The following is a 21,920-nucleotide window of genomic DNA, read 5'->3' as shown; positions in this document are numbered from 1 at the left end:
CAGGCCCCGCGGTGGCACCTATCGGTAGTCGGGCTGGGTCTGCACGTTGAGCCGGTCCATCCGGACCCACTTGGCGCTGTCGGTGCGCCGGTCGTCCAGCCTCAGCACGTCGAGGCCCTTGGCGATGTCGTTCGAGTAGATGTGCCCGTTGTAGTAGTAGGCCGACCAGGAGCCGCCGAGGCCGAGCTGGTCCGTGCTCAGCGGGCCGCGCTCGAAGTAGCCGATCTCCTCGGGGCGGGCGGAGTCGGTGAAGTCCCATACCGAGACGCCGCCCTGGTACCACGCCTGGACCATGATGTCGCGGCCGCCGCCGACCGGGATCAGCGAGCCGTTGTGGGCCACGCAGTTCTCGGTGTCGGCCTGGTGGCGCGGGATCTTGAAGTAGCTGCGGAAGACGAGCTCGCGCTGGTCGCCGCGGCCGGTGACGTCGTAGATCCCGTTCGCACCCCGGTCGGGTCCGGTGGCCGCGTTGCAGGTGGCGCTGCCGCCGCCGCCGAGTTCGTCGGTGAACACCACCTTGTCCGCCCGCTCGTTGAAGGTCGCCGAGTGCCAGAACGCGAAGTTCACGTTGTCCTGGACCCGGTCGATGACCCTCGGCTGCTCGGGCCTGCTGATGTCGAAGAGGATGCCGTCGCCCATGCAGGCGCCGGCGGCCAGGTCCTTCGACGGCAGCACGGTGATGTCGTGGCAGCCGGTGGTCTTGGAGACGCCCGGGTTGACCGGTCCGCCCGGGTTGCCGCCGTCCGGGAAGAGGATCGGGAAGGCGACGACCGCGGCCTGGGCCGGCTTCTTCTTCGGGACCTTCACCACCGAGATGCCGTCGTGCGGCGGCCGGCAGTCCGGGAAGGCCTCGTTCGGCGAGTAGGAGGCGACGTAGAGGTAGATGTCGCGATCGCCCGACAGCAGGGTGTGGGTGTGGGAACCGCAGGCCGTCTCGACGGACTTGATGTACCGGGGGTTCTTCTTGTCCTTGATGTCGAAGATCTTGATGCCCTCCCACGAGGACTTCTCCGTCGCGGGCTGCGAGACGCTGTTGCAGGAGTCGTCGCTGCGCGAGGAGTCCGTGGAGAGGAAGAGCAGGTCGCCGTGGACGGAGATGTCGTTCTGGCCGCCGGGGCAGAGCACCTGGCTGACGGTCTTGGGCGCCTTCGGATTGCCGATGTCGTAGATCGTGAAGCCGTTGTAGTTGCCCGCGTAGGCGTACTTCCCCTGGAAGGCCAGGTCGGAGTTGGTGATGCCGGGGAAGGTGCTGGGGACGTTGGCCAGGGGTGTGATGTTGCGGCTGTGGACGATCTCGTCCTGGCCGGGGATCTCGCCGGGTGCGAGCTCCCGGCCCTGGGCGAGGCCGGTGCTCTGCTGACCGCCCGTTCCGGGTGTTGATTCACCCGGGTCCGGGGAAGCGGCCGCGGGTCCGGCCGCGAGGAGCGCGGCGATCAGCCCGGCCGCGGCGACGGCCGCTCCCAGACTCCTGTTCCGCACTCTCGTGGTGTGCATCGGGGTCACTGTGCCCTCCCATGGGAGTCCGATCGATTCCGTCCGCCGTGGGAACGGAACCAGGACCCCGGCAGTATCGTCTTTTCATGGACATGACAAAAGACCTCCGGGGTCGCAACGCCTTGCGGACGCGGCCCGGCCGGATCACCGGGACGGTCGTGGCCGTCGGCCTCCTGCTCGCGCTCGCCGGCTGCCAGGAGGGTCGCGGGAGCTCCGCGGCGAAGGCCGGTGCGGACGACGGCGGGCCCGTCGTGATCGCCCCCGGCAGGCCCGGCGAGAAGGCCCGCACGCTCTCCCCCGGGCAGGCCGCGAAGGAGCAGCCCGACGACAGCCCGAACGCGGCGGACCACGCCTACGTGCAGGGCATGATCGAGCACCACCGGCAGGCCCTGACCATGAGCGCACTGGCACCGGACCGGGCCGCGGCGGAGGGGGTCAAGCGGATCGCGGAACGGATCGCGGCCGCGCAGAAGCCCGAGATCGGGGCGATGGAAGGGTGGTTGAGCCGCTACCCGGCACCCGCCGCGGGCTCCGCCGGGCACGACCACGGAGCCATGCCGGGCATGGCCACCGAGCAGCAGTTGCAGGAGCTGGCGCAGGCCCGGGGCGCCGACTTCGACCGGCTCTTCCTGAAGCTGATGACCGCTCACCACGCGGGCGCCCTGACGATGGCGGGCGAGGCGCTTGCCGACGGGAACAACGTGACGGTCGAGGAGATGGCCAACGAGGTCGTGGCGACACAGACCGCCGAGATGGCGCGGATGCGCGCGATGGGCTGACGGCCGGGCGCACCGGTGTCATGCTGGGACCACCTGCGCAAGGAGTTCCGCCGTGCTTCGAATCGCCGTCGTCGGATCGGGCCCCAGCGGGGTGTACGCCGCCCAGACGCTGACCCAGCAGCGCGAGGTGCCGGGCGTCCGGGTCGACGTGCTGGACCGGCTGCCGGCCCCGTACGGGCTCGTGCGGTACGGGGTCGCCCCCGACCACGAGAAGATCAAATCGCTCCAGGGCAGCCTGCGCACCGTGCTGGAGGACGAACGGATCCGCTTCCTCGGCCACGTCGAGGTCGGCGCGGAGCCGCTGCCCCCCGCGCGGCTGCTGGAGCTGTACCACGCGGTGGTGTACTGCGTGGGGGCGGCCCGGGACCGGCTGCTGGGGATCCCCGGCGAGGAACTGGCCGGGGTGCACTCCGCGACGGCCTTCGTGTCCTGGTACAGCGGGCACCCGGACGCCGCGGCCGAGACCTTCGACCTGCCCGGGGTGGATGCGGCGGTCGTGATCGGCGCGGGCAACGTCGCCGTGGACGTGACGCGGATCCTGGCGCGCGGCGTGCCGGAGCTGACGCCGACCGACATGCCGCAGCCCGCACTGGGCGCGCTGGGCGCCAGCGGCCTGCGCACGGTGTCGATGGTGGCCCGACGCGGGCCGTCGCAGGGCAAGTTCACCACCAAGGAGCTGCGGGAACTGGGCACGCTGCCCTCGGTGGACGCCGTGGTGGACCCCGCCGAGCTGGCTCTGGATCCCGCGTACGCCGACCCGGGTGCGGCGGCGGCGCTCCCCGCGGCGGCGCGCCGCAACCTGGAGGTGCTGCGCGGCTGGGCGGAACGGGGCCCGGACGGCTCGCCGCCCGCGCAGCGCTGCATCGCGCTGCGGTTCTACCTCCGGCCGGTGGAGGTGCTGGGCGGGCCCGACGGCCGTGTCCGGGCCGTGCGCTTCGAGCGGACGCTCCCGGACGGCCTCGGCGGGGTGACCGGCACGGGTGCGTACGAGGACCTCGACGCGCAGCTGGTGCTGCGCTCGGTGGGGTACAAGGGCGTCCCGCTGCCCGGCCTGCCCTTCGACCCGGCGAAGGGCACCGTCCCGCACGCGGCGGGGCGGGTGCTGCGCGGGGGCCGGGCCTCGGTCGGCGAGTACGTCGCGGGCTGGATCAAGCGGGGTCCGACCGGGGTGATCGGCACGAACCGGCCCTGCGCCAAGGAGACGGTCTCCTCGCTGCTCCAGGACGCGGGGGCGCTGGCCCGGCGCGAGCTCCCCGGCGACCCGCTGGACGCGCTCCGGGCGGCGGGCCTGCGCCCGGTCCTGTGGCCGGGCTGGCTGGCCATCGAGTCGGCCGAGTCGGACCTGGGGCGCTCCCTGGGCCGCCGCTCCGTGAAGATCCCGGACTGGCCGGGCCTCCTCCACGCCGCGGACCCGGCCTGACGGGGGCGGTGTCCCCGGGACCGGCCGGCCGGGCGCCCGTCACCTCGCACGCATCGTACGGAGAACCACCGCCCCGCCACCGGGAGTTGACTACGCCTGGGGCGGCCCGGAGGTCACGGGTGGTCCAGGCGGGCCGCTTCGGATCCGGCTGCCGTGAGGACGGCGTCCAGGAGGCCCGGGAAGAGGGTCTCCAGGTCTGCGCGGCGCAGGCTGTTGAGCTTGGTCGTCCCGCGGTAGGTCTGGTGGACGACGCCGCTCTCGCGCAGGACGCGGAAGTGGTGGGTGGTCGTGGACTTGGTGACGGGCAGGTCGAAGTACGAGCAGGCCAGTTCCGAGGCGGAGGCCGCCAGGTCGCGGACGATGGAGAGCCGCAGCGGGTCGGAGAGGGCGTGCAGGACGCCCTCCAGGCGGATCTCGGCCGTCGGGGGGTGGGCGAGGGTGCGGGTCGCGTCCCGTTCCGTCATGTCCCTGCTCCGCTCACTCGGCTTGCTCCGGCCCCCATCGTACGAGAGTCGTCGTAGGACCCGCGGACCGCGGCCACCCGAGGCCGGCCCACGGGTCCGGGCGGGCCGGGCCGCGGGGGGTTCACCAGGCGCGGTGGTACGGGTGCGGCGTGCGCGGCTCCTCCCCGAACTCGACGGCCGCGCGGCGGACCCAGTACGGGTCGCGCAGCAGCTCCCGCCCCAGCAGGACCGCGTCGGCCTCGCCGTCGGCCAGGATCTTCTCGGCCTGCTCCGGCTCGGTGATCAGGCCGACGGCGGCGACCGGCAGCGCGGTCTCGACCTTCACCCGGGCGGCGAAGGGGACCTGGTAGCCGGGGCCGACCGGGATCCTGGCCCCGGGGGCCAGGCCGCCGGTCGAGACGTCGAGCAGGTCGACCCCGTGCTCGTGCAGCAGGGAGGCCAGCCGCACCGTCTCGTCGGCCGTCCAGCCGTCCTCCTCCAGCCAGTCGGTCGCGGAGATCCGGAAGAACAGCGGGAGCTCCTGCGGCCAGGCCGCCCGCACCGCGTCCACGACTTCGAGGGCGAAGCGAGTCCGGTTCTCGAAGGAGCCGCCGTACGCGTCGGTGCGCCGGTTGCTCGTCGGGGAGAGGAACTCGCCGATGAGGTAGCCGTGGGCGCCGTGGATCTCGACGACCTCGTAGCCCGCGGCCACCGCGCGCTCGGCGGCGGCGGCGAACTGGCCGGTGATCTCCCGGATCTCGTCGACCGTCAGCTCGTCCGGCACCGGGTGGCCCTCGGCGAACGGAACCGCGCTCGGGGCGGCGGTCTGCCAGCCGTGCGCCTCGGGCCCGACCGGCTGTCCGCCCTTCCAGGGCCGGTCGGTGGAGGCCTTGCGGCCGGCGTGGCCGATCTGGATGCCGGGGACCGTTCCCTGGGCCTTGAGGAAGGAGGTGATCCGGCGCAGCGCCTCGACCTGGGTGTCGTTCCAGATGCCGAGGTCGTACGGGGAGATCCGGCCTTCCGGCGAGACAGCGGTGGCCTCCTGGAGGATCAGGCCGGTGCCGCCGGCGGCGCGCGCGGCGTAGTGGGCGAAGTGCCAGTCGTGGGCCACGCCCGCGTCGGGGCCGGAGGGCTCGGCGCTGTACTGGCACATGGGGGCCATCCACACCCGGTTCGGGACGGTGACCGAGCGCAGGGTCCAGGGAGCGAACAGGGCGGCGGAAGCAGCGTGCGCGACGGCCGGGGCAGCGGCGGGGGCGGGGACGGGGACGGCAGCACTCATCAGGGGTCTCCAGGGTTACCGGGCACGCCGGGGATCGGCGCGCTGAGTACGAGAACAATCGTACTACGAAATCCCTCGTACTACGAGACCTCTCGTACAAGTGCGTCCAGCTCGGCACGCAGCGCCGCGGCCAGCGCGTCCAGGTCCGGGACGGCGCCGCCGTCGGCGACCAGGCCGTAATGGACGGTGCCCTTGTAGGTGGAGACCGCCACCGCCAGGGACTGGCCCGGGGCCAGCGGGGCGAGGGGGTAGACCGAGCGGACCCGGCTGCCGCCGAGGGTGAAGGTGAAGCCGGGCAGCGGGACGCTGGTGACCAGGATGTCGAAGAGCAGCCGGGCGGCCTGGGCGACGAGCGGGCCGCCGAGCCGGTGCCCGAGCGGGTGGACGTGGTCGGCGAGCAGGGCGACCGCCCCGGCGCCGCGGGCGGGCCCGGCGTCCTTGTTCCGGTCCATGCCCCTGCGTACGGAGCCCAGGCGGCGCCACGGGTCGGGCTCGGCGAGCGGCAGCCGGAGCACGTAGCCGGAGAGCCGGTTGCCGGCGCGGCCGGGCGCACCCGGCCCGCGGCGGCGGGACACGGGGATCAGCGCGCGCGGCCCGGCCCCCTGGGGCACGGGGTCGCCCCGTCCGGCCAGCCAGCGCCGCAGCCCGCCCGCGACCAGGGCGATCAGTACGTCGTTCACGGTCCCGCCGGCGGCCTTGCGGATCAGGTTGACCTCGTCCAGGTCCAGCGCGAGCCCGGCGATCGCGCGGGTCCCCGGCCGGGCCGGGCGCGCCGCGAGGCCGGCGGTGAGGGCCGGGGGAACCCCGAGCGGCAGCCCCGCGCGGGCCACGGCCGCGCCGATCTCCAGGGCCTGGCCGACGTCCTGGACCCGGGCCGCCAGTACTCCGGGGAGGCGGCGCAGCGCGGAGCCGGGGCACTGCTGGGGCACGGGCCGCACGGGGCCCCGCGGCGGCGGGCCCTCGTCGAAGAGGCAGGCGGCCAGGGCGAGGGCGCCCAGGCCGTCGGCGAGGGCGTGGTGGAACTTGAAGAGCACCGCGAAGGAACCGGGGTCCGGTCCGGCCAGCACGTGCGCCTCCCACGGCGGCAGCTCGCGGTCCAGCGGCCGCGCCATCAGCGGCCCGGCCGCCGTGTGCGGGTCCGGGGACCCCGTCCGTACGAGGAAGACGTGGCGCGCCGGGTCGAAGCCGGGGTCGGGCGACCAGGCGGCCGCGCCGAAGGGCAGCAGGACGTCGTGGATCCGGCGGCGCAGGCCCGGCACGGCGGGGCAGCGGGCGGCGATCAGCTCCGCGGCGTGCTCGGCGGCGCCGGGCCCCCCGGCGGTGAAGACGGCGAGGGCGCCGAGGTGCATGGGATGGGCGGCGGATTCGATCCGCCAGAAGGCGAGGTCGAGCGGTGACAGGTGCTCGGTGGCCACTGAGGTCCTCTCGCGTACGACGGCAGTGGCCCGAAGTCAACCGATTCCGGACACCTCTATGCAAGCAGCAACCATTTCCAACCCGTGAACGGTCGGTATCGATCAGCCATTCAGGGCCCCGCGCCGTCCGCCGGGCCTCTGTCGGTGGGCGGGTGCAGACTGGCCGGAAGACACCGGCAAGGAACACCTGAACACCGAACGCCCGGTGAGGGCGACGAAGTCCGGAGGTACCGGCCATGGCCGAGGTACTGCTGCTCGTAGGGACCCGCAAGGGACTGTTCACCGGCCGCCGCCGGGGGGACGGCCCCTGGGAGTTCGAGGGCCCCCATTTCAACGCCCAGGCCGTCTACGCGGTCGCCGTCGACCGGCGGGGTCCCGTGCCGCGGCTGCTGGTGGGTGCGGACAGCCTGCACTGGGGGCCGTCGGTCTTCAGCTCCGACGACCTGGGAGCGACCTGGCGGGAACCCTCCACCGCCGCGGTGAAGTTCCCCAAGGACACCGGCGCCTCGCTGGAGCGCGTCTGGCAGCTGCATCCGGCCGGGCCGGAGGCTCCGGACGTGGTGTACGCGGGGACGGAGCCGGCCGCGCTGTTCCGCTCGACCGACCGCGGGGAGTCCTTCGAGCTGGTCCGGCCTCTGTGGGAGCACCCGAGCCGCAAGAGCTGGGAGCCGGGCGGGGGCGGCGAGGGCCTGCACACGGTGATCACCGACCCCCGCGACCCGGACGCGGTGACGGTGGCCGTCTCCACCGCCGGGGTCTTCCGCACCCAGGACGGCGGCGCGAGCTGGTCGCCCTCCAACGACGGGGTCTCGGCGGTGTTCCTGCCGGATCCCCATCCGGAGTTCGGGCAGTGCGTGCACAAGATCGCCCAGGACGCCGCGGACACGGACCGCCTGTACCTGCAGAACCACTGGGGCGTCTACCGCAGCGACGACGCGGGAGGCCGGTGGACCGACATCGGGGGCGGTCTGCCGTCCGACTTCGGCTTCGCGGTGGCCGCCCATCCGCACCGGCCGGACACCGCCTACGTCTTCCCGCTCAACGCCGACTCCGACCGCGTCCCGGCGGAGCACCGGTGCCGGGTCTTCCGGACCCGGGACGCGGGAGCCACCTGGGAGCCCCTGTCCCGCGGACTGCCGGCCGGGGACCACTACGGCACGGTGCTGCGCGACGCCCTGTGCACGGACGACGCCGACCCGGCGGGGGTCTACTTCGGCAACCGCAACGGCGAGCTGTACGCCAGCCACGACGACGGGGACACCTGGCAGCTGCTGGCCGACCACCTGCCGGACGTGCTGTGCGTGCGGGCCGCCCGGCTGAGCGGTTAGCCCGCCCCGGGGACAGGGCGGGAGCAGGGCCGGGGACCGGGGGCACGGCCCGGCGACGGGGCGCGACGGAGCGGGTGGAGGGTGCCGGGGATCGGCCAGTAGAGTGATCCACTGTGGCACCACGACCGTTGAACGAGATCGTCGAGCCGGGCTGGGCCCGCGCTCTGGAGCCGGTGGCGGGGCAGATCGCCGCCATGGGCGACTTCCTGCGCGCCGAGATCGCAGCGGGGAGAACGTACGTCCCCGCGGGGGCACATGTACTGCGCGCCTTCCAGCAGCCCTTCGACGAGGTCAGGGTCCTCATCGTCGGCCAGGACCCCTACCCCACCCCGGGGCACGCCGTGGGGCTGTCCTTCTCGGTGGCCCCCGAGGTGCGGCCGGTGCCGCCCAGCCTGGACAACATCTTCCTGGAACTGCACCGGGACCTGGGAACCGGCCGGCCGGCGAACGGCGACCTGACGCCGTGGACGCGGCAGGGCGTCCTGCTGCTCAACCGCTCCCTGACCACCGCCCCCCGCCGGTCGAACGCGCACCAGGGCAAGGGCTGGGAGGCCGTCACCGACCAGGCCATCCGGGCGCTGGCCGCGCGCGGCAAGCCGCTCGTCTCCATCCTCTGGGGCCGGGCCGCCCGGAACCTGCGGCCGCTGCTCGGCGAACTGCCGGTGGTGGAGTCCTCGCACCCCTCCCCCAAATCCGCCGACTACGGCTTCTTCGGCTCCCGGCCGTTCAGCCGGACCAACGCGCTGCTCACGGGCCAGGGTGCACAGCCCGTGGACTGGCGCTTGCCGTCCGTCAGTTGACGTTTCTCACATTCACCGGATAAATACGGACAGATGCCATCGGCGCCCGCCCTGCCCGAACACCCGGTTCCGATAAGCCAGTAGCATGCGGCGCCATGAGCTCCCCCACTGGGCCCGCAAATGGCCTGCCCGTACGAATGCCGCGACCCCGCCAGACCGGACGGCACCGCCGGCCCGAGCCCGCGGTGGCGCCCGAGGGCGCGCCCGCGCTGGTGCTCGCCGTGCCCGGTGCCCCCTCGGCCTCCTCGCGGAGCCTCGCGGAAGAGATCATCAGCATCGGCCGTTCCGAGCTGCCGGGCCTGGACGCCCGCATCGGCTTCCTCGACGGTGACGATGCCTCCGAGTTCCCGACGCTGTCCGGCGCGCTGACCGCCGTCGCGGCCGAGCGTGCCGCGCGCGCGGAGTTCGCCCGCGCCGCCGGCCACGAGGTGCCCGCGCCGACCGGCCCGGACGCCGTGGTCGTGCCGCTGCTGGCCGGGCCGGACAGCGATCTGCTGCGCCGGGTCCGCCAGGCCCTGATGGACTCCTCGGCCGCCGCCGAGCTGGCCGACGTGCTCGGCCCGCACCCGCTGCTCGCCGAGGGCCTGCACGTGCGGCTGTCGGAGGCGGGCCTGGCCCGCGCCGACCGCGCCCGCCTGTTCACGGTGACCACCGCCGCGGACGGCATCGTCCTGGCCACCACCGGCGGCGAGGAGGCCGTCCAGGCCGCCGGGATCACCGGCATGCTGCTCGCCGCCCGGCTCGCCGTGCCCGTCCAGGCGGCCGCGCTGGACCAGGAGGGTTCGGTGGCCGCGGTCGCCGAGCAGCTGCGCCGCGAGGGTTCCACGCAGCTGGCGCTCGCCCCGTACCTGATCGGCCCGGAGGCGGCCGAGGGGCTGCTGGACACCGCCTGCAAGGAGGCCGACTGCGCCACCGCCGAGGTGCTCGGGGCCTACCCGGCTCTCGGCAAGCTGGCCGTCGCCCAGTACTCCGCGGCCCTGGGGATCACCCAGGGAGCCACCTCCCACTGACCCGCGTGCACGGGTGCCCCGCCGCCGGATTCCGGTGGCGGGGCACCCGTACGTCCGGGCGGGCCGGCGGCCCCCGGTCGCCGGTCAGCCGAAGACCACGCAGGTGGCGGCGGGCACGGCGACCGAGCCGGCCCTGCGCGGCACCCCGGTCAGCGGGTCCACCTCGAACCAGGTGACGTCCCCGGAGCGCTCGTTGGCCGCGTACAGCCGGCGCCCCGAGGGGTCGGCGACGAGATCGCGCGGCCAGCTGCCTCCGCAGTCCACCGCGGCACCCGGCCGCGGCTGCTCGGCCCCCTCGGCCAGGGAGAAGGTGACGAGGATGTCGGCACCCCGGACGGCGGCCCAGAGGAACCGTCCGTCGGGCGAGGCGACGACCGCCGACGGATAGGCCCGTGCGGCCCCTGGAGCGCCCTCAGGAGCGACCGGGACCTCGCCGACCGGCTCCAGCCGCCCCGCGGCCGCTTCCCACCGGCAGACCGTCAGCTGCGGCTCCAGCTCGTGGAGGACGTAGACCACCGTGCCGTCCGGGTGGAAGGCGAGGTGGCGCGGGCCGGTCCCGGCCCTCAGCGGCGTCTCGGAGTGCACCCGCAGCCCCCCGGTGGCCGGGTCCGGCGCGCAGACCCGTACCGAGTCGGAGCCCAGGTCCACGCTGAGCACCCAGCGGCCGGTCGGGTCGGGCAGTACCTGGTGGGCGTGCGGGCGTTCCTGGCGGTCCGCATCGGGCCCCGAGCCCTCGTGCACGAGGACGGACGCCGGCCCGCCCGGACGGCCGTCGGCGCCGAGGGGAAGCCTGCTGACGCTGCCGGAGGTGTAGTTGGCGGTGAGCAACCGGCCCGCCGCCACGCTGAGGTGGGTGGGTCCGGAGCCGCCGACGGGGACGGCGGGACCGAGCGCGGCGAGGCCCCCGGCAGTGGGCCGGAAGGCGCACACCGCACCCTGCTCGGTCTCGCTGACCGCATAGAGCACCCCGGTGTCCGGGGCGACGGCTAGGTACGAGGGGTCCTCGACGGTGTCACAGGCCGTCAGGACGGTCAGGGCCCCGGTCGCGGGATCCACGGCCGCGGTGGTGATGCCGCGGCCGCCCCCCGAGGTGAACGAGCCGATCCGGCACCGGTGTCCGCCGCCCCGGTCCGTCCTGTCCGCGTCGTCCACCGGGTGCCCCTCTCCGCCGTCCAGGATCCGTACGGGGCGACCGTAACAGAAGGTCTAGACCAAATCTCGCCCTTGGGCGCGTCCCTGTGCGCCGGGATGGTGGACGTAGGCCGTACTGCTCGGCCGGTCCTCGTACGTGCGGTGGAAGACCGGCGTGGCGGAGCCGGAGATCGGGGGCACGATCCAGGACCAGTCGGCGCCCACCTCGCGCCCCTTGCGCTCCTCCCGCTCCAGGTGGTCCAGGAAGCGCCGGGACTCGGTGTGGTGGTCGGCGATGGTGACGCCGGCCCGGTCGAAGGAGTGCAGGACGGCCCGGTTGAGCTCCACCAGCGCCCGGTCCTTCCAGAGCGAGCGTTCCGTGGTGAGGTCCAGGCCGAGGCGGCGGGCGACCGCGGGCAGCAGGTTGTAGCGGTCCGCGTCGGCGAGGTTGCGGGCGCCGATCTCGGTGCCCATGTACCAGCCGTTGAACGGTGCGGCCGGATAGTGGATGCCGCCGATCTCCAGGCACATGTTGGAGATGGCGGGTACGGCGTGCCAGCGCAGTTTCCAGTCGGCCCAGCCGTCCCCGTCGCCCTCCCCGTCGGGGTGCGTGAGGGGCACCTCCAGCACGGCGTCCGCGGGGGTGTCGAACCAGCGCGGTTTGTCGTCGACGCCCTGCACCACCAGCGGGAGGAGGTCGAAGGGGGTTCCGGGGCCGCCGGCCCAGCCGAGCCGGAGCAGGGCCTGGGTGAGCGGGGCGTTGCGTGCGTCGCCCACGGTCACGGAGTGGTGGTCCCCGTAGCCGGCGTAACGGACGAGCTGCTCGCTCCAGATCAGCGGCCCCGGGCGGTCGGGTCCCTCCGGGGCGAAGACGGTGATCGTGGGCCGGACCCGGCCGCCGTTGGTGGCCTCCCGCAGGTGCTCGAAGCACTCGGCGGCGATGCCGTCCGCATCGGCGGTCTCCCTGCGGTCGCGCACCCGCAGGGAGTTCCAGTACAGCCTGCCTATGCAGCGGTTGCTGTTGCGCCAGGCCACGCGGGCACCGTGGACCAGCTCCTCGGGAGTGTGCCGGTAGGTGCCGGTGTCCGCGAGTTCGGCCCGTACGGCGGCGAGCCGGACCCGTACGTCACCCGCGTCCTTGCTCTCCCCGTGGAAGAGCCGGATGAACTCCTCGGCCGCTCCCCACACCTGAGCGGTGGTGGAACGCTGTTGAAGTATTTCCATTCCGGGCGGTTACCCCCTGTCCGGCCAGATCCACCCTGTACGTGCCGGATGAATGTGCAATGAACAATCACCCGTTGTACATGCCGCTGGTCAGCGCCGGGCGGTGCAGACGTTCGGAACACTCCTCCGAGTGATCTACGCCGATCGTCCTGCGGGCGAGGCCCAGGGGGGCGTACGATCCGGCGCGTTTACGGGAGTTGACCACGCACCGTGGCGGCCGCGCCCTGCGCCCGGGTTCCCGCCCGGCCGGCTCAGCCGCACGGCCGGCTCATGAAGAGCGCCTGCTCGCCGGCGGCCGGCGTGCCCCCGTAGAGGGCGGTGTCCAGGCCGCAGAAGGTGAAGCCCATGCGCCGGTAGGCGTGCACCGCGGGGGCGTTGACGCTGCTGACCTCCAACCAGAGGTGATCGGCGCCGCGTTCGCGGGCGAACTCGGCCGCGCATTCCATCAGCGCGCGGCCGATGCCGCGCCCCCGGTGCGCGGGCGCCACCTCGATGTCCTCGATCGCCAGGCGCCGGTTCCAGGGGGTGTAGCCCACGGCCGCGAAGCCGCACACCCGTCCGCCGGCCAGGGCCACGTAGGTCCGCGCGTCACCGGCCGAGTCCCGGGCGCCCGCGAGCGCCTGCTCGTCGTGCTCCTCGGGCGGGAACACCTTGTGCAGCGGCGGCTCCACGGGGACCTCGCGGAGGGTGAAGCCGGTGTCGGTCGCGGCCACCTCGAAGACGGTGTCGGTGGTGAAGGAACTGTCCAGGGCCTCGATGGCGCCCGCGTCACCGGGGAGGGCGAGGCGGTAGACGATGCCGTCGGCGGAGCCGTGTGCGGTGGTCATGGAATCCACCGTACGCAAAAAATCCCCCGGCCGAATTGGCTATGCCAATTGACTGCCGCGGGATCGAAGTGCGTATATTTGATGTTTCACATCTTCGCGGAGGCGCAGACGTGAAGAACTTTACGAGGACACTGTATCGCGGCAGGAGTGCAATTGTCAACCGAGGAATTCCGGAAAGAGCAGCAATTCGTCACCGACCTCTATCGGCGCCTCGACGAGCTCCGCGACCAGGCCGAACGTGCGGTCGAGGGGGCATTGCGGGAGGTCGGCAGCGGATTCCAGGCCCGGCTGGAGCGTGACGTCATGGTCGCCGAGCAGTCCGGTCTGCTATCCGCCCTGAATGGTGGCGAGAACGGCCTCTGCTTCGGCCGCCTGGAGTTCTCCGACGGCCGCGACCACCACATCGGCCGCATCGGAATCCGCGCGGACGACACGGATCGCACCCCGCTCGTCGTGGACTGGCGCGCCGACGTGGCCCGCCCGTTCTACCTCGCCACCGGACACACCCCCATGGGGCTGCGCCGCCGCCGGCACATCAGCAGCCGCGGCCGGACCGTCACCGCCCTGCACGACGAGATCCTCGACCTGACCGACGCCGAACGCACCGGGCACGAGGGGGCCGACGCGGACGCCGTCCTGCTCGCCGCGCTCGACGCCGCCCGGACCGGCCGCATGCACGACATCGTGCGCACCATCCAGGCCGAACAGGACCGGGTCATCCGCTCCTCGCACCGCGGGGTACTGGTCGTGGAGGGCGGCCCCGGGACCGGCAAGACGGCGGTCGCGCTGCACCGCGCCGCCTACCTGCTGTACGCCCACCGAGAGCTGCTGGCCAGGCGGGGCGTGCTGATCGTCGGTCCGGGCCCGGCCTTCCTCGGCTACATCGGCGGGGTGCTCCCCGCGCTCGGCGAGACGGGGGTCCTCCTCGCCACCCCCGGCGAGCTCTTCCCCGGCGTGCACGCCACCGGCACCGACCGGCCCGGCGCCGCCGCGGTCAAGGGCCGGGCCTCGATGGCGGAGGTCCTGGCCCGGGTCGTCGCCGACCGCCAGCGGCTGCCCGACACCGTTCCGGCGGGCAGTGGCGAGGAGTACGACACCGTGCCCGAACCCGCGCTGGAGATCGACCACGACGACTACGGGACCCTGCTGCTGGACCGGGCGATGGCGTACGAGGCACGGGACCGGGCCCGGGCCACGGGTCTGCCCCACAACCTGGCCCGGCCCGCCTTCGCCTTCCGCGTCATCGACGCCCTGACCGCGCAGCTCGCCGACCGGCTGGGCGCCGATCCGTACGGCGGCCCGAACCTGCTCGGCCCGGACGACGTCGCCCAGCTCGGCAAGGAGATCGCGACGAGCGCCGCGGTGCACGCCGCCGTCGACACCCTGTGGCCCTCCCTCACGCCGCAGCGGCTGGTCGCCGACTTCCTGGCCGACCCGGCGCACCTGCCCGCGCACGAGGCGGAGCTGATCCGCCGCCCGCACTCGGCCCGGCCGGACTGGACGCCCGCCGACGTGCCGCTGCTGGACGAGGCGGCGGAACTGCTCGGGGAGGACGACAGCGCCCGGCGGGCGGCCGAGGAGCGGGAGCGGGAGCGGCGCGTCGCCTACGCCCAGGGGGTGCTGGACCTGTCGGAGGGTTCGCAGTCCTTCGAGTTCGAGGACGAGGAGAACGAGTTCCTCGCGGCGCACGACATCATCGACGCCGAGCGAATGGCGGAGCGGCAGGAGGAGGCCGACCACCGCAGCGCGGCCGAGCGGGCCGCCGCCGACCGCACCTGGGCCTTCGGGCACGTCATCGTGGACGAGGCGCAGGAGCTGTCGGAGATGGCCTGGCGGCTGCTGATGCGGCGGTGCCCGACCCGCTCGATGACCCTGGTCGGCGATCCGGCGCAGACGGCCGACGAGGCGGGCTGCGGCTCCTGGCAGCGGGTCCTCGCGCCGTACGTGGGCGAGCGCTGGGAGCTGGTCCGGCTGGGGGTGAACTACCGCACGCCCGCCGAGGTCATGGAGGTGGCGGCGGCCGTCCTGCGGGCCCGCGACCCCGGTTTCGAGCCTCCGCGCTCCGTGCGCTCCACCGGGGTACGGCCCTGGGTCCGGGCCGCCGGAGACCTGGCGGCGGCCGGGGAGGCCGTGCGGCAGGCGCTCCCGGCCGACGGGCGGCTGGCGGTGATCGCCCCGCGCGCGCTGCACGAGACGCTGGCCGCCGTGCTGCCCGGGGTACGGGCGGACGGGGAGCCGGACCTGACCGGGCAGGTCGTACTCCTCGACCCGCGGCAGGCCAAGGGGCTGGAGTTCGACACGGTGGTCGTGGTGGAGCCGGCCGACTTCCAGCCGAGCGACCTGTACGTGGCCCTCACCCGGCCCACCCAGGTCCTCGGCGTGGTGCACACCCCGGGAAGCCTGCCGGCCGGGCTGGCGGAAGGCCCGGCGGGGCTGACCGCGGGCTGACGGCCGTCAGGCCCGGACCAGGGGGCTGCGGGGGTCGCTGTGCAGGGGTGTCGCCAGCTCCGCGAGGGCCCGTTCCAGGCCGTGGAGGTGGGCGAGGGCCGGTTCGCCGGCGGGGGCGGGCCGGGCCTGCGGGCGGGCGCCGGCCGTGGCGGCGTCGAGCGCCCGCTCGCCGGCGGTGAGGGCCTCGACCGCCGCCTCCACCCGCCAGCACGCGGCTGCGAGCCGGGCGTCGTGGGAGGCCGCGGGGTCGGCGGCGACGGCCGCCAGCCCGCGTACCTCCCGGGCGCAGTCGTCCAGCAGCGCGATCACCTGGCGGGCGCGGGCCTTGCGGGCGCGGAAGGGGCTGAGCGGGTGCACCAGGGGCGCCAGCGCCATCCGGACCCGGCCCAGGAGCAGCTCCAGCTCGGCGGCGTGCGGGGTGGGGTCGGCCGACTCCGAGCCGGCCAGGCGGGCGGCCGCCTCCCCGGTGGCGGCGTGCACGCAGCGCAGGGCGCGCTGGATCCACGCCTCGTTGGTGGCGTGGGTGGTGACGGGCAGCACCAGCACCACCGCGAGGGCGGCGCCGAGGGCCCCGACCGCGGTCTCCTCGAAGCGCAGGAGCAGCAGCCCGGGATGCAGGACGCCGAGGAGTCCGTAGAGCAGGCCGGCCATGACCGTGACGGCCAGCATCATCCAGCTGTACGAGACGGGGGCGGTGTAGAAGATCCCGAAGACGCACACGGCGACCAGCGCGGCGGTGGGCACGGCCGCGCCGTGCAGCGGCACCGCGATCAGCAGGCCCGCGGCGATGCCGATGACGGTGCCGAGGACGCGCCGGAAGCCGCGTACCAGGGTCTCCCCGCGCGAGGCGGTGTTCACGAAGATCCACCAGGCGGTTCCCACGGCCCAGTACCAGCGGTCCTCGGACAGGACCTGGCCGATGGCGAGGGCGAAGGCGCAGGCGGCGGTGGTCTGGAAGGCCTGCCGCGTGGTGGGCCGGGCCAGCCCGGTGCCCGGCAGTGCGGGCGGGGCGGCGGCCGGCGGGGTGCGCCGCTCGATGGGCCAGAGCACGAACCGCACGGCCCCGGCCGCCAGGAGCGCCAGACCGACGGCGGCGTACAGCTCGGGAAGCTGTCCGGGCACGGCGTGCAGGAACTGCGTGACGAAGAAGTGCATGAAGGCGAAGATCCCGAGGGCGTGCCCCCGCGGCCCCCAGCGCCGGGCGTAGACCCCGGCGAAGACGACGGCCAGGAAGGCCGCGTCGCGGGCGAGCGGGATCCCGTGGAGGGTCGTGGCCAGCGCGAGGACGGGGAATCCGGCGAGGGGCAGCAGGGCCGTGGTCACGCGCTGGGCGCGCACGCCGGCGTCGGCCACGGTGAAGAGGGCCAGCAGGGCCGCCAGTCCCCCGGTGATCGAGGCGGTCAGGGACAGGCCGCACAGCTCGGCGGCGGCCACGGCGAGGGCGATGCCGAGCACCGCGCGCAGTGCGTTCCTGAGCCTCAGACGCCCCGGATCCGGAGCCACGAACATCCTCTTCACGGCGGTGTGCCGCCCCCCTTGCAGTGGTGCGCGCCGGCCCGGCGGCCGCCCGGGGGTGGTGGGCGGCGGACGGGCACGGCGAAGGCGCCGCGCTCCGGATCCGGCCTCGTCGCCGTCCGGCGCCGCGCGGCGCCACAAGTACTTGGATACGGCACAGATAAGCATCCGAAGGCCCACTGGCTCAACACGGCATCCATCGAGTGGGCCATTGGCCCAAATAAATCGGGTGATCTTCAGCCACCGGCGGACCAACGGACCACTATCCCGGAGGGTTCTCCGTCGGCACGCACAGGACGGGAACGGGCGAGAGGTGCAGCAGCTTGTGCGGGGTGGACCCGAGGAGGGCGCCGCGGATCGGGCTGTCCCCCCAGGTACCGACGATGATGACCCGCGCGCGGTGCCGTTCGGCCGCGGCCAGCAGGGCCTGGGCCGGCTTCTCGTCCCGCACCTCGACCGTGGAGGGCACGCCCGCCTCGTCGGCGGCCCGGACGGCGTGCGCCAGGGCGCTGCGGCCCGCCTGGCGGACGGCTTCGCGGTGCGCCCGGTACTCCTCCCCGGTGACGCCGGGGGCGGCCGCCCCGTAGACGAGGACGAGCGGCTCGCCGAAGGCGGTGGCGACTTCCAGAGCCACCTGCAGGGCCCGTTCCGCTCCGGGCGACTCGTCGTACCCCAGGACGACAGACATCGGGGTCTCCTCTCGCGGCCGTCCGCAGGGCCTCGGGAAAGGGCCGCGGGAGGCGGGGCCTCAGGGCTTCTTCTTGCCGTGTACGAGTTCCGGGTCCGCCACTCCGCGCCGCTCCTGCCAGAACCTGCCGTCCCGCAGCCGCCAGGAGCACATGACGAGCAGGCCGACGAGGAAGATCGCGATCCCGATGACGAGAGGCGGCCCGAGACCGAACCAGGAGACTCCGCCGGCCGAGTTCTCCGGGTTGGACATGTCCCCGATGGACTCCACCAGCAGCCAGCCCAGCAGGCCGGCGCCGACCACCGGCCCGAGGCCGATGAGCAGGAAGTTGTGGAGGTTCTCCAGCAGGTGGCGGCGGTAGTAGACGGCGCAGGCCAGACCGGTGAGCGCGTAGTAGAAGGCGATCAGCAGGGAGAGGGCCGTGAGGGAGTCCAGGAGGGCGTTCTCGCTGATCTGGTTGACGACGAGGTACCAGCCGATGGCGATGCCGGCCACCCACCAGGTGCTCACGTCGGGGGTCCGGAACCGCGGGTGGATGTGGGCGAGCGGCGGCGGCAGTGCGTGGCGGCGGGCCATCGAGAGGGCGGTGCGGGAGGCGGGGATGATCGTGGTCTGGGTGGAGGCGAGCGCGGAGGTGCAGACCGCGAGGAGCACGACCCAGTCCCAGCCGCCCATCACCTCGTGGGCCAGAACCGCGAAGATGGCCTCCTCCTCCGCCGCGTTCTCGGCGAGGAAGGCGGTCCCCGCGTAGCCGACGACGGCGAACCCGACGGACAGGTAGGTGACCAGGAGGACCACGGTCGACCAGACGCCCGCCTTGCCGGGGGCGGTGGCGGAGTTCTCGACCTCCTCGGTCAGGTTCACCGCGGACTCCCAGCCCCAGTAGATGAACACGCCGAGGAGCAGTCCCCCGGTCAGGGCGGCGCCGCCGGCCCCGAAGGGGTTGAGCCAGGTGATCGACGGCTCGATGGAGTCGAGGGTGCTGGTGCCGGCGTAGACGCGGTGGATGGCGACCACCGCGAAGGCCAGGAGGAAGAAGACCTGGGCGAGGATGAGGATGTCCTGGAGGTGCGCCGAGAGTTCGGTGCCGATGACGCAGATGGCGGTCATGGCCAGGATCACCACGACCGTCAGGCTCTGGCGGATCACGTCGTTCGCGGCCCAGCTGTCGAGGCCGGCGGCGAGGAGGCCGAAGTGGACGGCGACGTCGGCCAGTGAACCGATGACCAGGACGCCGGTCATGGCGATGGCCCAGCCGCCGAGCCAGCCGGCCCAGGGGCCCATGGCCCGGGTGACCCAGGAGAAGGTCGTCCCGCAGTCCTGGTCGACCTTGTTCAGGTAGTAGAAGGCCGCGGCGATCAGGAGCATCGGCACGAAGGACGCCAGCATGACGCCCGGCGCGTAGATCCCGGCCAGGGCGACGATCGGGCCGAGCACGGCCGCGAGGGAGTACGCGGGCGAGGTGGAGTTCAGGCCGATGACGAGGGCGTCGAGAAAACCGATCGCGTTCGCCTTGAGCCCCGTGCCGTCCGTGACCGAGGGGTCCGTGACCGCGGGGTCCGGTCCGCCGCCAGCCGTACCGTCGTGGGCCATGTACGAATCGTCACGCACCGGCCGCCGCCGCGCGAGGCGGAGCGGCCGCAGGGGGACGCCGGACGTCAGGGGCGGGTGTTCCAGCCCGCGATCACCGGCAGGCCGTGCTCCGTGGACAGCACGCTGACCGTGCCGGTCCGCAGGAGGAACAGCCGGCCCTCCTCGGGCCGGAGCCCCAGGTAGCGGGCGGTGAGGACGCGCAGGAAGTGGCCGTGGGCCACCAGCACGGCGTCGCCGCCGTCCGCCGCGAGCACGGGGGCGACACGGGCCAGGGCCCGGTCCGCGCGCGCCCCCACCTGGGCGGCGTTCTCGCCGGGGTGCTCCGTATCCCCCGGCGGGACTCCGTCGGACCACAGGGACCAGTCCGGCCGGGTCCGGCGGATCTCCACGGTGGTGACGCCCTCGTAGCCGCCGTAGTCCCATTCGAGGAGGGACGGATCGGGCAGACCGCCGATGAGTCCGGCGAGCTCGGCCGTGGCGACGGCCCGGCGCAGTGGGCTGGTCAGGACCAGGGCCGGCTGCCGGTCGCGGAAGCAGGGGGCCAGGGAGAGGGCCTCCTCCACCCCGCGCGCCGTCAGCGGCACGTCGGTGCGCCCGGTGTGCCGTCCGTCCGCGCTCCACGCCGTCTCGCCGTGCCTCACCAGCAGCAGGTCACTCACCCTCCGCAGCCTATGTCCTGCGGCATGCCGGCGCCGGAGGCCCGGGCGGGCGTGTCACCGTCGGGCGTCATGAAGGCCGCCCCGCCGAGCCGGCCGTCGCTGATCGCCCTCCTCACCGCGGTCACGGGTCTGCCGAGCCGGAGCCTGCTGCCGGCGGCGGTGGTGCCGCTGGTGGCCCTGGGACAACGGAGACTGCCGCTGCTGCACACCGGATGGGCAGGATCCGGAGCCGCGGGGAATTCGATGCGGAAACGCTGCGAGTTGGCCCGCGGGTGCGGGGTGGCGAGGCTCGGGCCATGGACGACGAGGATCACGTCGCGGCCGGTTTCGCGGCGGGCGACGAGTACTGCGTGGAGGCGGTCTACCGGCGCTGGCGGCCCCTGGTGCACTCCCTCGCCCGGCGTTCACTGGGCGACGAGCGGGAGGCCGAGGACGTGACCCAGCAGGTCTTCCTCGCGGCCTGGCGCGGCCGGCGCGGATACCGGCCGGGGCCGGGCGGGCTCGGGGCCTGGCTGACGGGCATCACCCGGCACAAGGTGGCCGACGCCCTGGAGGCGCGGACCCGCCGGATCCGCGCGGCGGCCGCCGCCGCGCGCGCCGCCGAGGGCCTCGGCACGCACCTGGGTGCGCTCGCACATCCGGCTCCGGAGCCGGAACGGGTCCTGGACCGGGTCCTGGTCCTGGGTGAACTGGCCCGGCTGCCGTCGGCGCAGCGGCGCGTGGTGTGCCTGGCCTTCTACGGGGACCTGACCCAGACGCAGATCGCGGCCCGCACCGGGCTGCCGCTGGGCACCGTCAAGAGCCATATGCGGCGGGCCCTGCAGGTGCTGCGCCACTCGCTGGAATCCCCCCGGCCGCAGCCCCGCCCGCTGCCAGTTCCACGATGACGTCGAGGCCCGAGCGCAGGCCGAACAGCCGGCCGGTACGCGGGTCGGGGGTGCCCGCACCCCAGCCGGGTCCGGCGAGCAGCAGCGCCGAGTGCCCGCGGGCGCCGCGCAGGCCCCATTCGATGCCGGCGACCGACCGGGCCAGGGCGCGGTCGGCGGTCGCCCTGGACTGCGACCAGAGCACCACCGCGCGCGGGCCGGTGCGCCGTACGGCGTCCCGCAGCGCCTCGGCCGGCAGGGCGGCTCCGAACATGCGGACCGGCAGGCCCCGTTCGCCGAGGGCCGCGGCCAGGGCCTCGATGGGCAGGCTGTGCTGTTCGCCGGGCACGCACGCGAGGAGCACGGGCGGGGTGCGCGGCGCTCCGGGGGCGGGCCGGATCCGGTGCATGGCCCCGGATACGTACCAGGACAGCAGGTGCTCGACCTCCACGTAACGCTCCCCCGCCGAAGCCCATTTGCGGCCCACCGCGTGCAGGGTAGGGGCGATGACCTCCTCCCACGCCGTGACCAGGCCGTGGTCCGCGAGGGCGGTCTCCAGCAGTTCCTGAACGGCGGAGGCGTCCAGGCGTACGGCGGCCCGCGCGAGCCCCCGGCACTCCGGGCGGACCTCTCCGAGGGGCAGCGCCCCCTGCCCGCCGGGCCCGCCCTGCGGCGGCCGGGCGGAGCCCGCGGGGGCCGTTCCGCGGGCGGCCCGGGCAGCTTCGGCGGGGGGTACGCCGTGCGCGGTGAGCCGGCACATCAGCTCCAGGCGGGCGATGTCCTGCGGGGTCCAGCGGCGGTGACGGCCGTCCTCGCGGCGGGCCGGGCCGATCGCGTACCGGCGCTCCCAGGAGCGCAGTGTGGTCGGCGAGACCCCGAGGTGGCGGGCCACGGCGCCGGTGGACAGCGCGGCGGCGAGGGCGTCCTGCGGCGGCTCGGGCTGCACACGACCACCCTACGACGGCGCGCTGCGGCGCGACGGCGGTGCGGCGCGCCCG

19 protein-coding genes are annotated in these 21,920 nt (G+C 74.3%); 7 read left to right on the top strand and 12 right to left on the bottom strand.

The features are described 5' to 3' along the window. Positions 1 to 18: 18 nt before the first annotated feature. On the bottom strand, positions 19 to 1,494 hold the full coding sequence (locus ACFWUZ_RS04675) for an LVIVD repeat-containing protein (RefSeq protein ID WP_384366983.1): 1,476 nt from the start codon (positions 1,492 to 1,494) through the stop codon (positions 19 to 21). 86 nt (positions 1,495 to 1,580) lie between these two features. Here ACFWUZ_RS04675 and ACFWUZ_RS04670 point away from each other — a divergent pair, with 86 nt between their 5' ends. Both ACFWUZ_RS04670 and ACFWUZ_RS04665 read left to right on the top strand, forming a co-directional pair. After that, positions 1,581 to 2,273: a DUF305 domain-containing protein gene (locus tag ACFWUZ_RS04670; protein ID WP_384366980.1), complete on the top strand. Its 693-nt coding sequence runs from the start codon at positions 1,581 to 1,583 to the stop codon at positions 2,271 to 2,273. Positions 2,274 to 2,325: 52 nt separating this feature from the next. After that, positions 2,326 to 3,693: an FAD-dependent oxidoreductase gene (locus tag ACFWUZ_RS04665; RefSeq protein ID WP_384366977.1), complete on the top strand. Its 1,368-nt coding sequence runs from the start codon at positions 2,326 to 2,328 to the stop codon at positions 3,691 to 3,693. A gap of 113 nt (positions 3,694 to 3,806) precedes the next feature. On the opposite strand, the gene ACFWUZ_RS04660 is transcribed toward ACFWUZ_RS04665, so the two are convergent. The 3 genes from ACFWUZ_RS04660 to ACFWUZ_RS04650 form a co-directional block, all read right to left on the bottom strand. Next, positions 3,807 to 4,157, bottom strand: coding sequence for an ArsR/SmtB family transcription factor (locus ACFWUZ_RS04660; RefSeq protein WP_384366974.1), 351 nt, complete (start codon positions 4,155 to 4,157; stop codon positions 3,807 to 3,809). A 121-nt stretch (positions 4,158 to 4,278) separates the two neighbouring features. Beyond that, the gene (locus tag ACFWUZ_RS04655) at positions 4,279 to 5,418 is read right to left on the bottom strand and encodes an NADH:flavin oxidoreductase/NADH oxidase (RefSeq protein ID WP_384366971.1); all 1,140 of its coding nucleotides are present in this window, start codon (positions 5,416 to 5,418) and stop codon (positions 4,279 to 4,281) included. 80 nt (positions 5,419 to 5,498) lie between these two features. After that, entirely contained in the window at positions 5,499 to 6,833 is a 1,335-nt protein-coding gene (locus tag ACFWUZ_RS04650; protein ID WP_384366968.1) for a wax ester/triacylglycerol synthase family O-acyltransferase, read from the bottom strand. Between the two features lie 236 nt (positions 6,834 to 7,069). Between ACFWUZ_RS04650 and ACFWUZ_RS04645 the strand changes: the two genes are divergently transcribed. The 3 genes from ACFWUZ_RS04645 to ACFWUZ_RS04635 all read left to right on the top strand — a co-directional run bounded on the left by ACFWUZ_RS04645 (position 7,070) and on the right by ACFWUZ_RS04635 (position 9,971). After that, positions 7,070 to 8,161 carry a WD40/YVTN/BNR-like repeat-containing protein gene (locus ACFWUZ_RS04645; RefSeq protein ID WP_384366965.1) on the top strand — a complete coding sequence of 364 codons (1,092 nt, stop codon included), beginning with the start codon at positions 7,070 to 7,072 and terminating at the stop codon, positions 8,159 to 8,161. A gap of 113 nt (positions 8,162 to 8,274) precedes the next feature. After that, on the top strand, positions 8,275 to 8,961 hold the full coding sequence (locus tag ACFWUZ_RS04640; RefSeq protein WP_384366962.1) for a uracil-DNA glycosylase: 687 nt from the start codon (positions 8,275 to 8,277) through the stop codon (positions 8,959 to 8,961). A gap of 95 nt (positions 8,962 to 9,056) precedes the next feature. Then, positions 9,057 to 9,971, top strand: a complete 915-nt coding sequence (locus ACFWUZ_RS04635) for a sirohydrochlorin chelatase (RefSeq protein ID WP_384366959.1) — start codon at positions 9,057 to 9,059, stop codon at positions 9,969 to 9,971. An 84-nt stretch (positions 9,972 to 10,055) separates the two neighbouring features. Here ACFWUZ_RS04635 and ACFWUZ_RS04630 read toward each other — a convergent pair whose 3' ends face one another. The 3 genes from ACFWUZ_RS04630 to ACFWUZ_RS04620 form a co-directional block, all read right to left on the bottom strand. After that, the gene (locus tag ACFWUZ_RS04630; protein WP_384366956.1) at positions 10,056 to 11,123 is read right to left on the bottom strand and encodes a lactonase family protein; all 1,068 of its coding nucleotides are present in this window, start codon (positions 11,121 to 11,123) and stop codon (positions 10,056 to 10,058) included. A 54-nt stretch (positions 11,124 to 11,177) separates the two neighbouring features. Continuing rightward, positions 11,178 to 12,326: a nitric oxide synthase oxygenase gene (locus ACFWUZ_RS04625; protein ID WP_384366953.1), complete on the bottom strand. Its 1,149-nt coding sequence runs from the start codon at positions 12,324 to 12,326 to the stop codon at positions 11,178 to 11,180. A gap of 251 nt (positions 12,327 to 12,577) precedes the next feature. Beyond that, a complete protein-coding gene (locus ACFWUZ_RS04620; protein ID WP_384366950.1) occupies positions 12,578 to 13,153 on the bottom strand; it encodes a GNAT family N-acetyltransferase in 576 nt (191 codons plus the stop codon). A 153-nt stretch (positions 13,154 to 13,306) separates the two neighbouring features. Here ACFWUZ_RS04620 and ACFWUZ_RS04615 point away from each other — a divergent pair, with 153 nt between their 5' ends. Continuing rightward, positions 13,307 to 15,601, top strand: a complete 2,295-nt coding sequence (locus ACFWUZ_RS04615) for a HelD family protein (protein WP_384366947.1) — start codon at positions 13,307 to 13,309, stop codon at positions 15,599 to 15,601. A gap of 6 nt (positions 15,602 to 15,607) precedes the next feature. Here ACFWUZ_RS04615 and ACFWUZ_RS04610 read toward each other — a convergent pair whose 3' ends face one another. The 4 genes from ACFWUZ_RS04610 to ACFWUZ_RS04595 all read right to left on the bottom strand — a co-directional run bounded on the left by ACFWUZ_RS04610 (position 15,608) and on the right by ACFWUZ_RS04595 (position 20,056). Then, the gene (locus ACFWUZ_RS04610) at positions 15,608 to 17,110 is read right to left on the bottom strand and encodes an FUSC family protein (protein WP_384367274.1); all 1,503 of its coding nucleotides are present in this window, start codon (positions 17,108 to 17,110) and stop codon (positions 15,608 to 15,610) included. A gap of 268 nt (positions 17,111 to 17,378) precedes the next feature. Continuing rightward, positions 17,379 to 17,804, bottom strand: coding sequence for a universal stress protein (locus ACFWUZ_RS04605; protein WP_384366944.1), 426 nt, complete (start codon positions 17,802 to 17,804; stop codon positions 17,379 to 17,381). Between the two features lie 60 nt (positions 17,805 to 17,864). Beyond that, entirely contained in the window at positions 17,865 to 19,397 is a 1,533-nt protein-coding gene (locus ACFWUZ_RS04600) for an APC family permease (RefSeq protein ID WP_384366941.1), read from the bottom strand. A 65-nt stretch (positions 19,398 to 19,462) separates the two neighbouring features. Then, positions 19,463 to 20,056: a histidine phosphatase family protein gene (locus ACFWUZ_RS04595; protein ID WP_384366938.1), complete on the bottom strand. Its 594-nt coding sequence runs from the start codon at positions 20,054 to 20,056 to the stop codon at positions 19,463 to 19,465. A gap of 296 nt (positions 20,057 to 20,352) precedes the next feature. On the opposite strand from ACFWUZ_RS04595, the gene ACFWUZ_RS04590 reads away from it, so the two are divergent. Continuing rightward, the gene (locus tag ACFWUZ_RS04590; protein WP_384366935.1) at positions 20,353 to 20,943 is read left to right on the top strand and encodes an RNA polymerase sigma factor; all 591 of its coding nucleotides are present in this window, start codon (positions 20,353 to 20,355) and stop codon (positions 20,941 to 20,943) included. Here the strand turns inward: ACFWUZ_RS04590 and ACFWUZ_RS04585 are convergent. Next, a complete protein-coding gene (locus tag ACFWUZ_RS04585) occupies positions 20,852 to 21,868 on the bottom strand; it encodes a MerR family transcriptional regulator (protein ID WP_384366933.1) in 1,017 nt (338 codons plus the stop codon). The genes ACFWUZ_RS04590 and ACFWUZ_RS04585 overlap by 92 nt on opposite strands. Positions 21,869 to 21,920: the final 52 nt, after the last annotated feature.

The organism is Streptomyces sp. NPDC058646, assembly GCF_042716875.1.
Lineage (GTDB): Bacteria > Actinomycetota > Actinomycetes > Streptomycetales > Streptomycetaceae > Streptomyces.
Note: the sequence above shows the minus strand (reverse complement) of the source record. Positions and strands in the feature narration are given on the sequence as shown.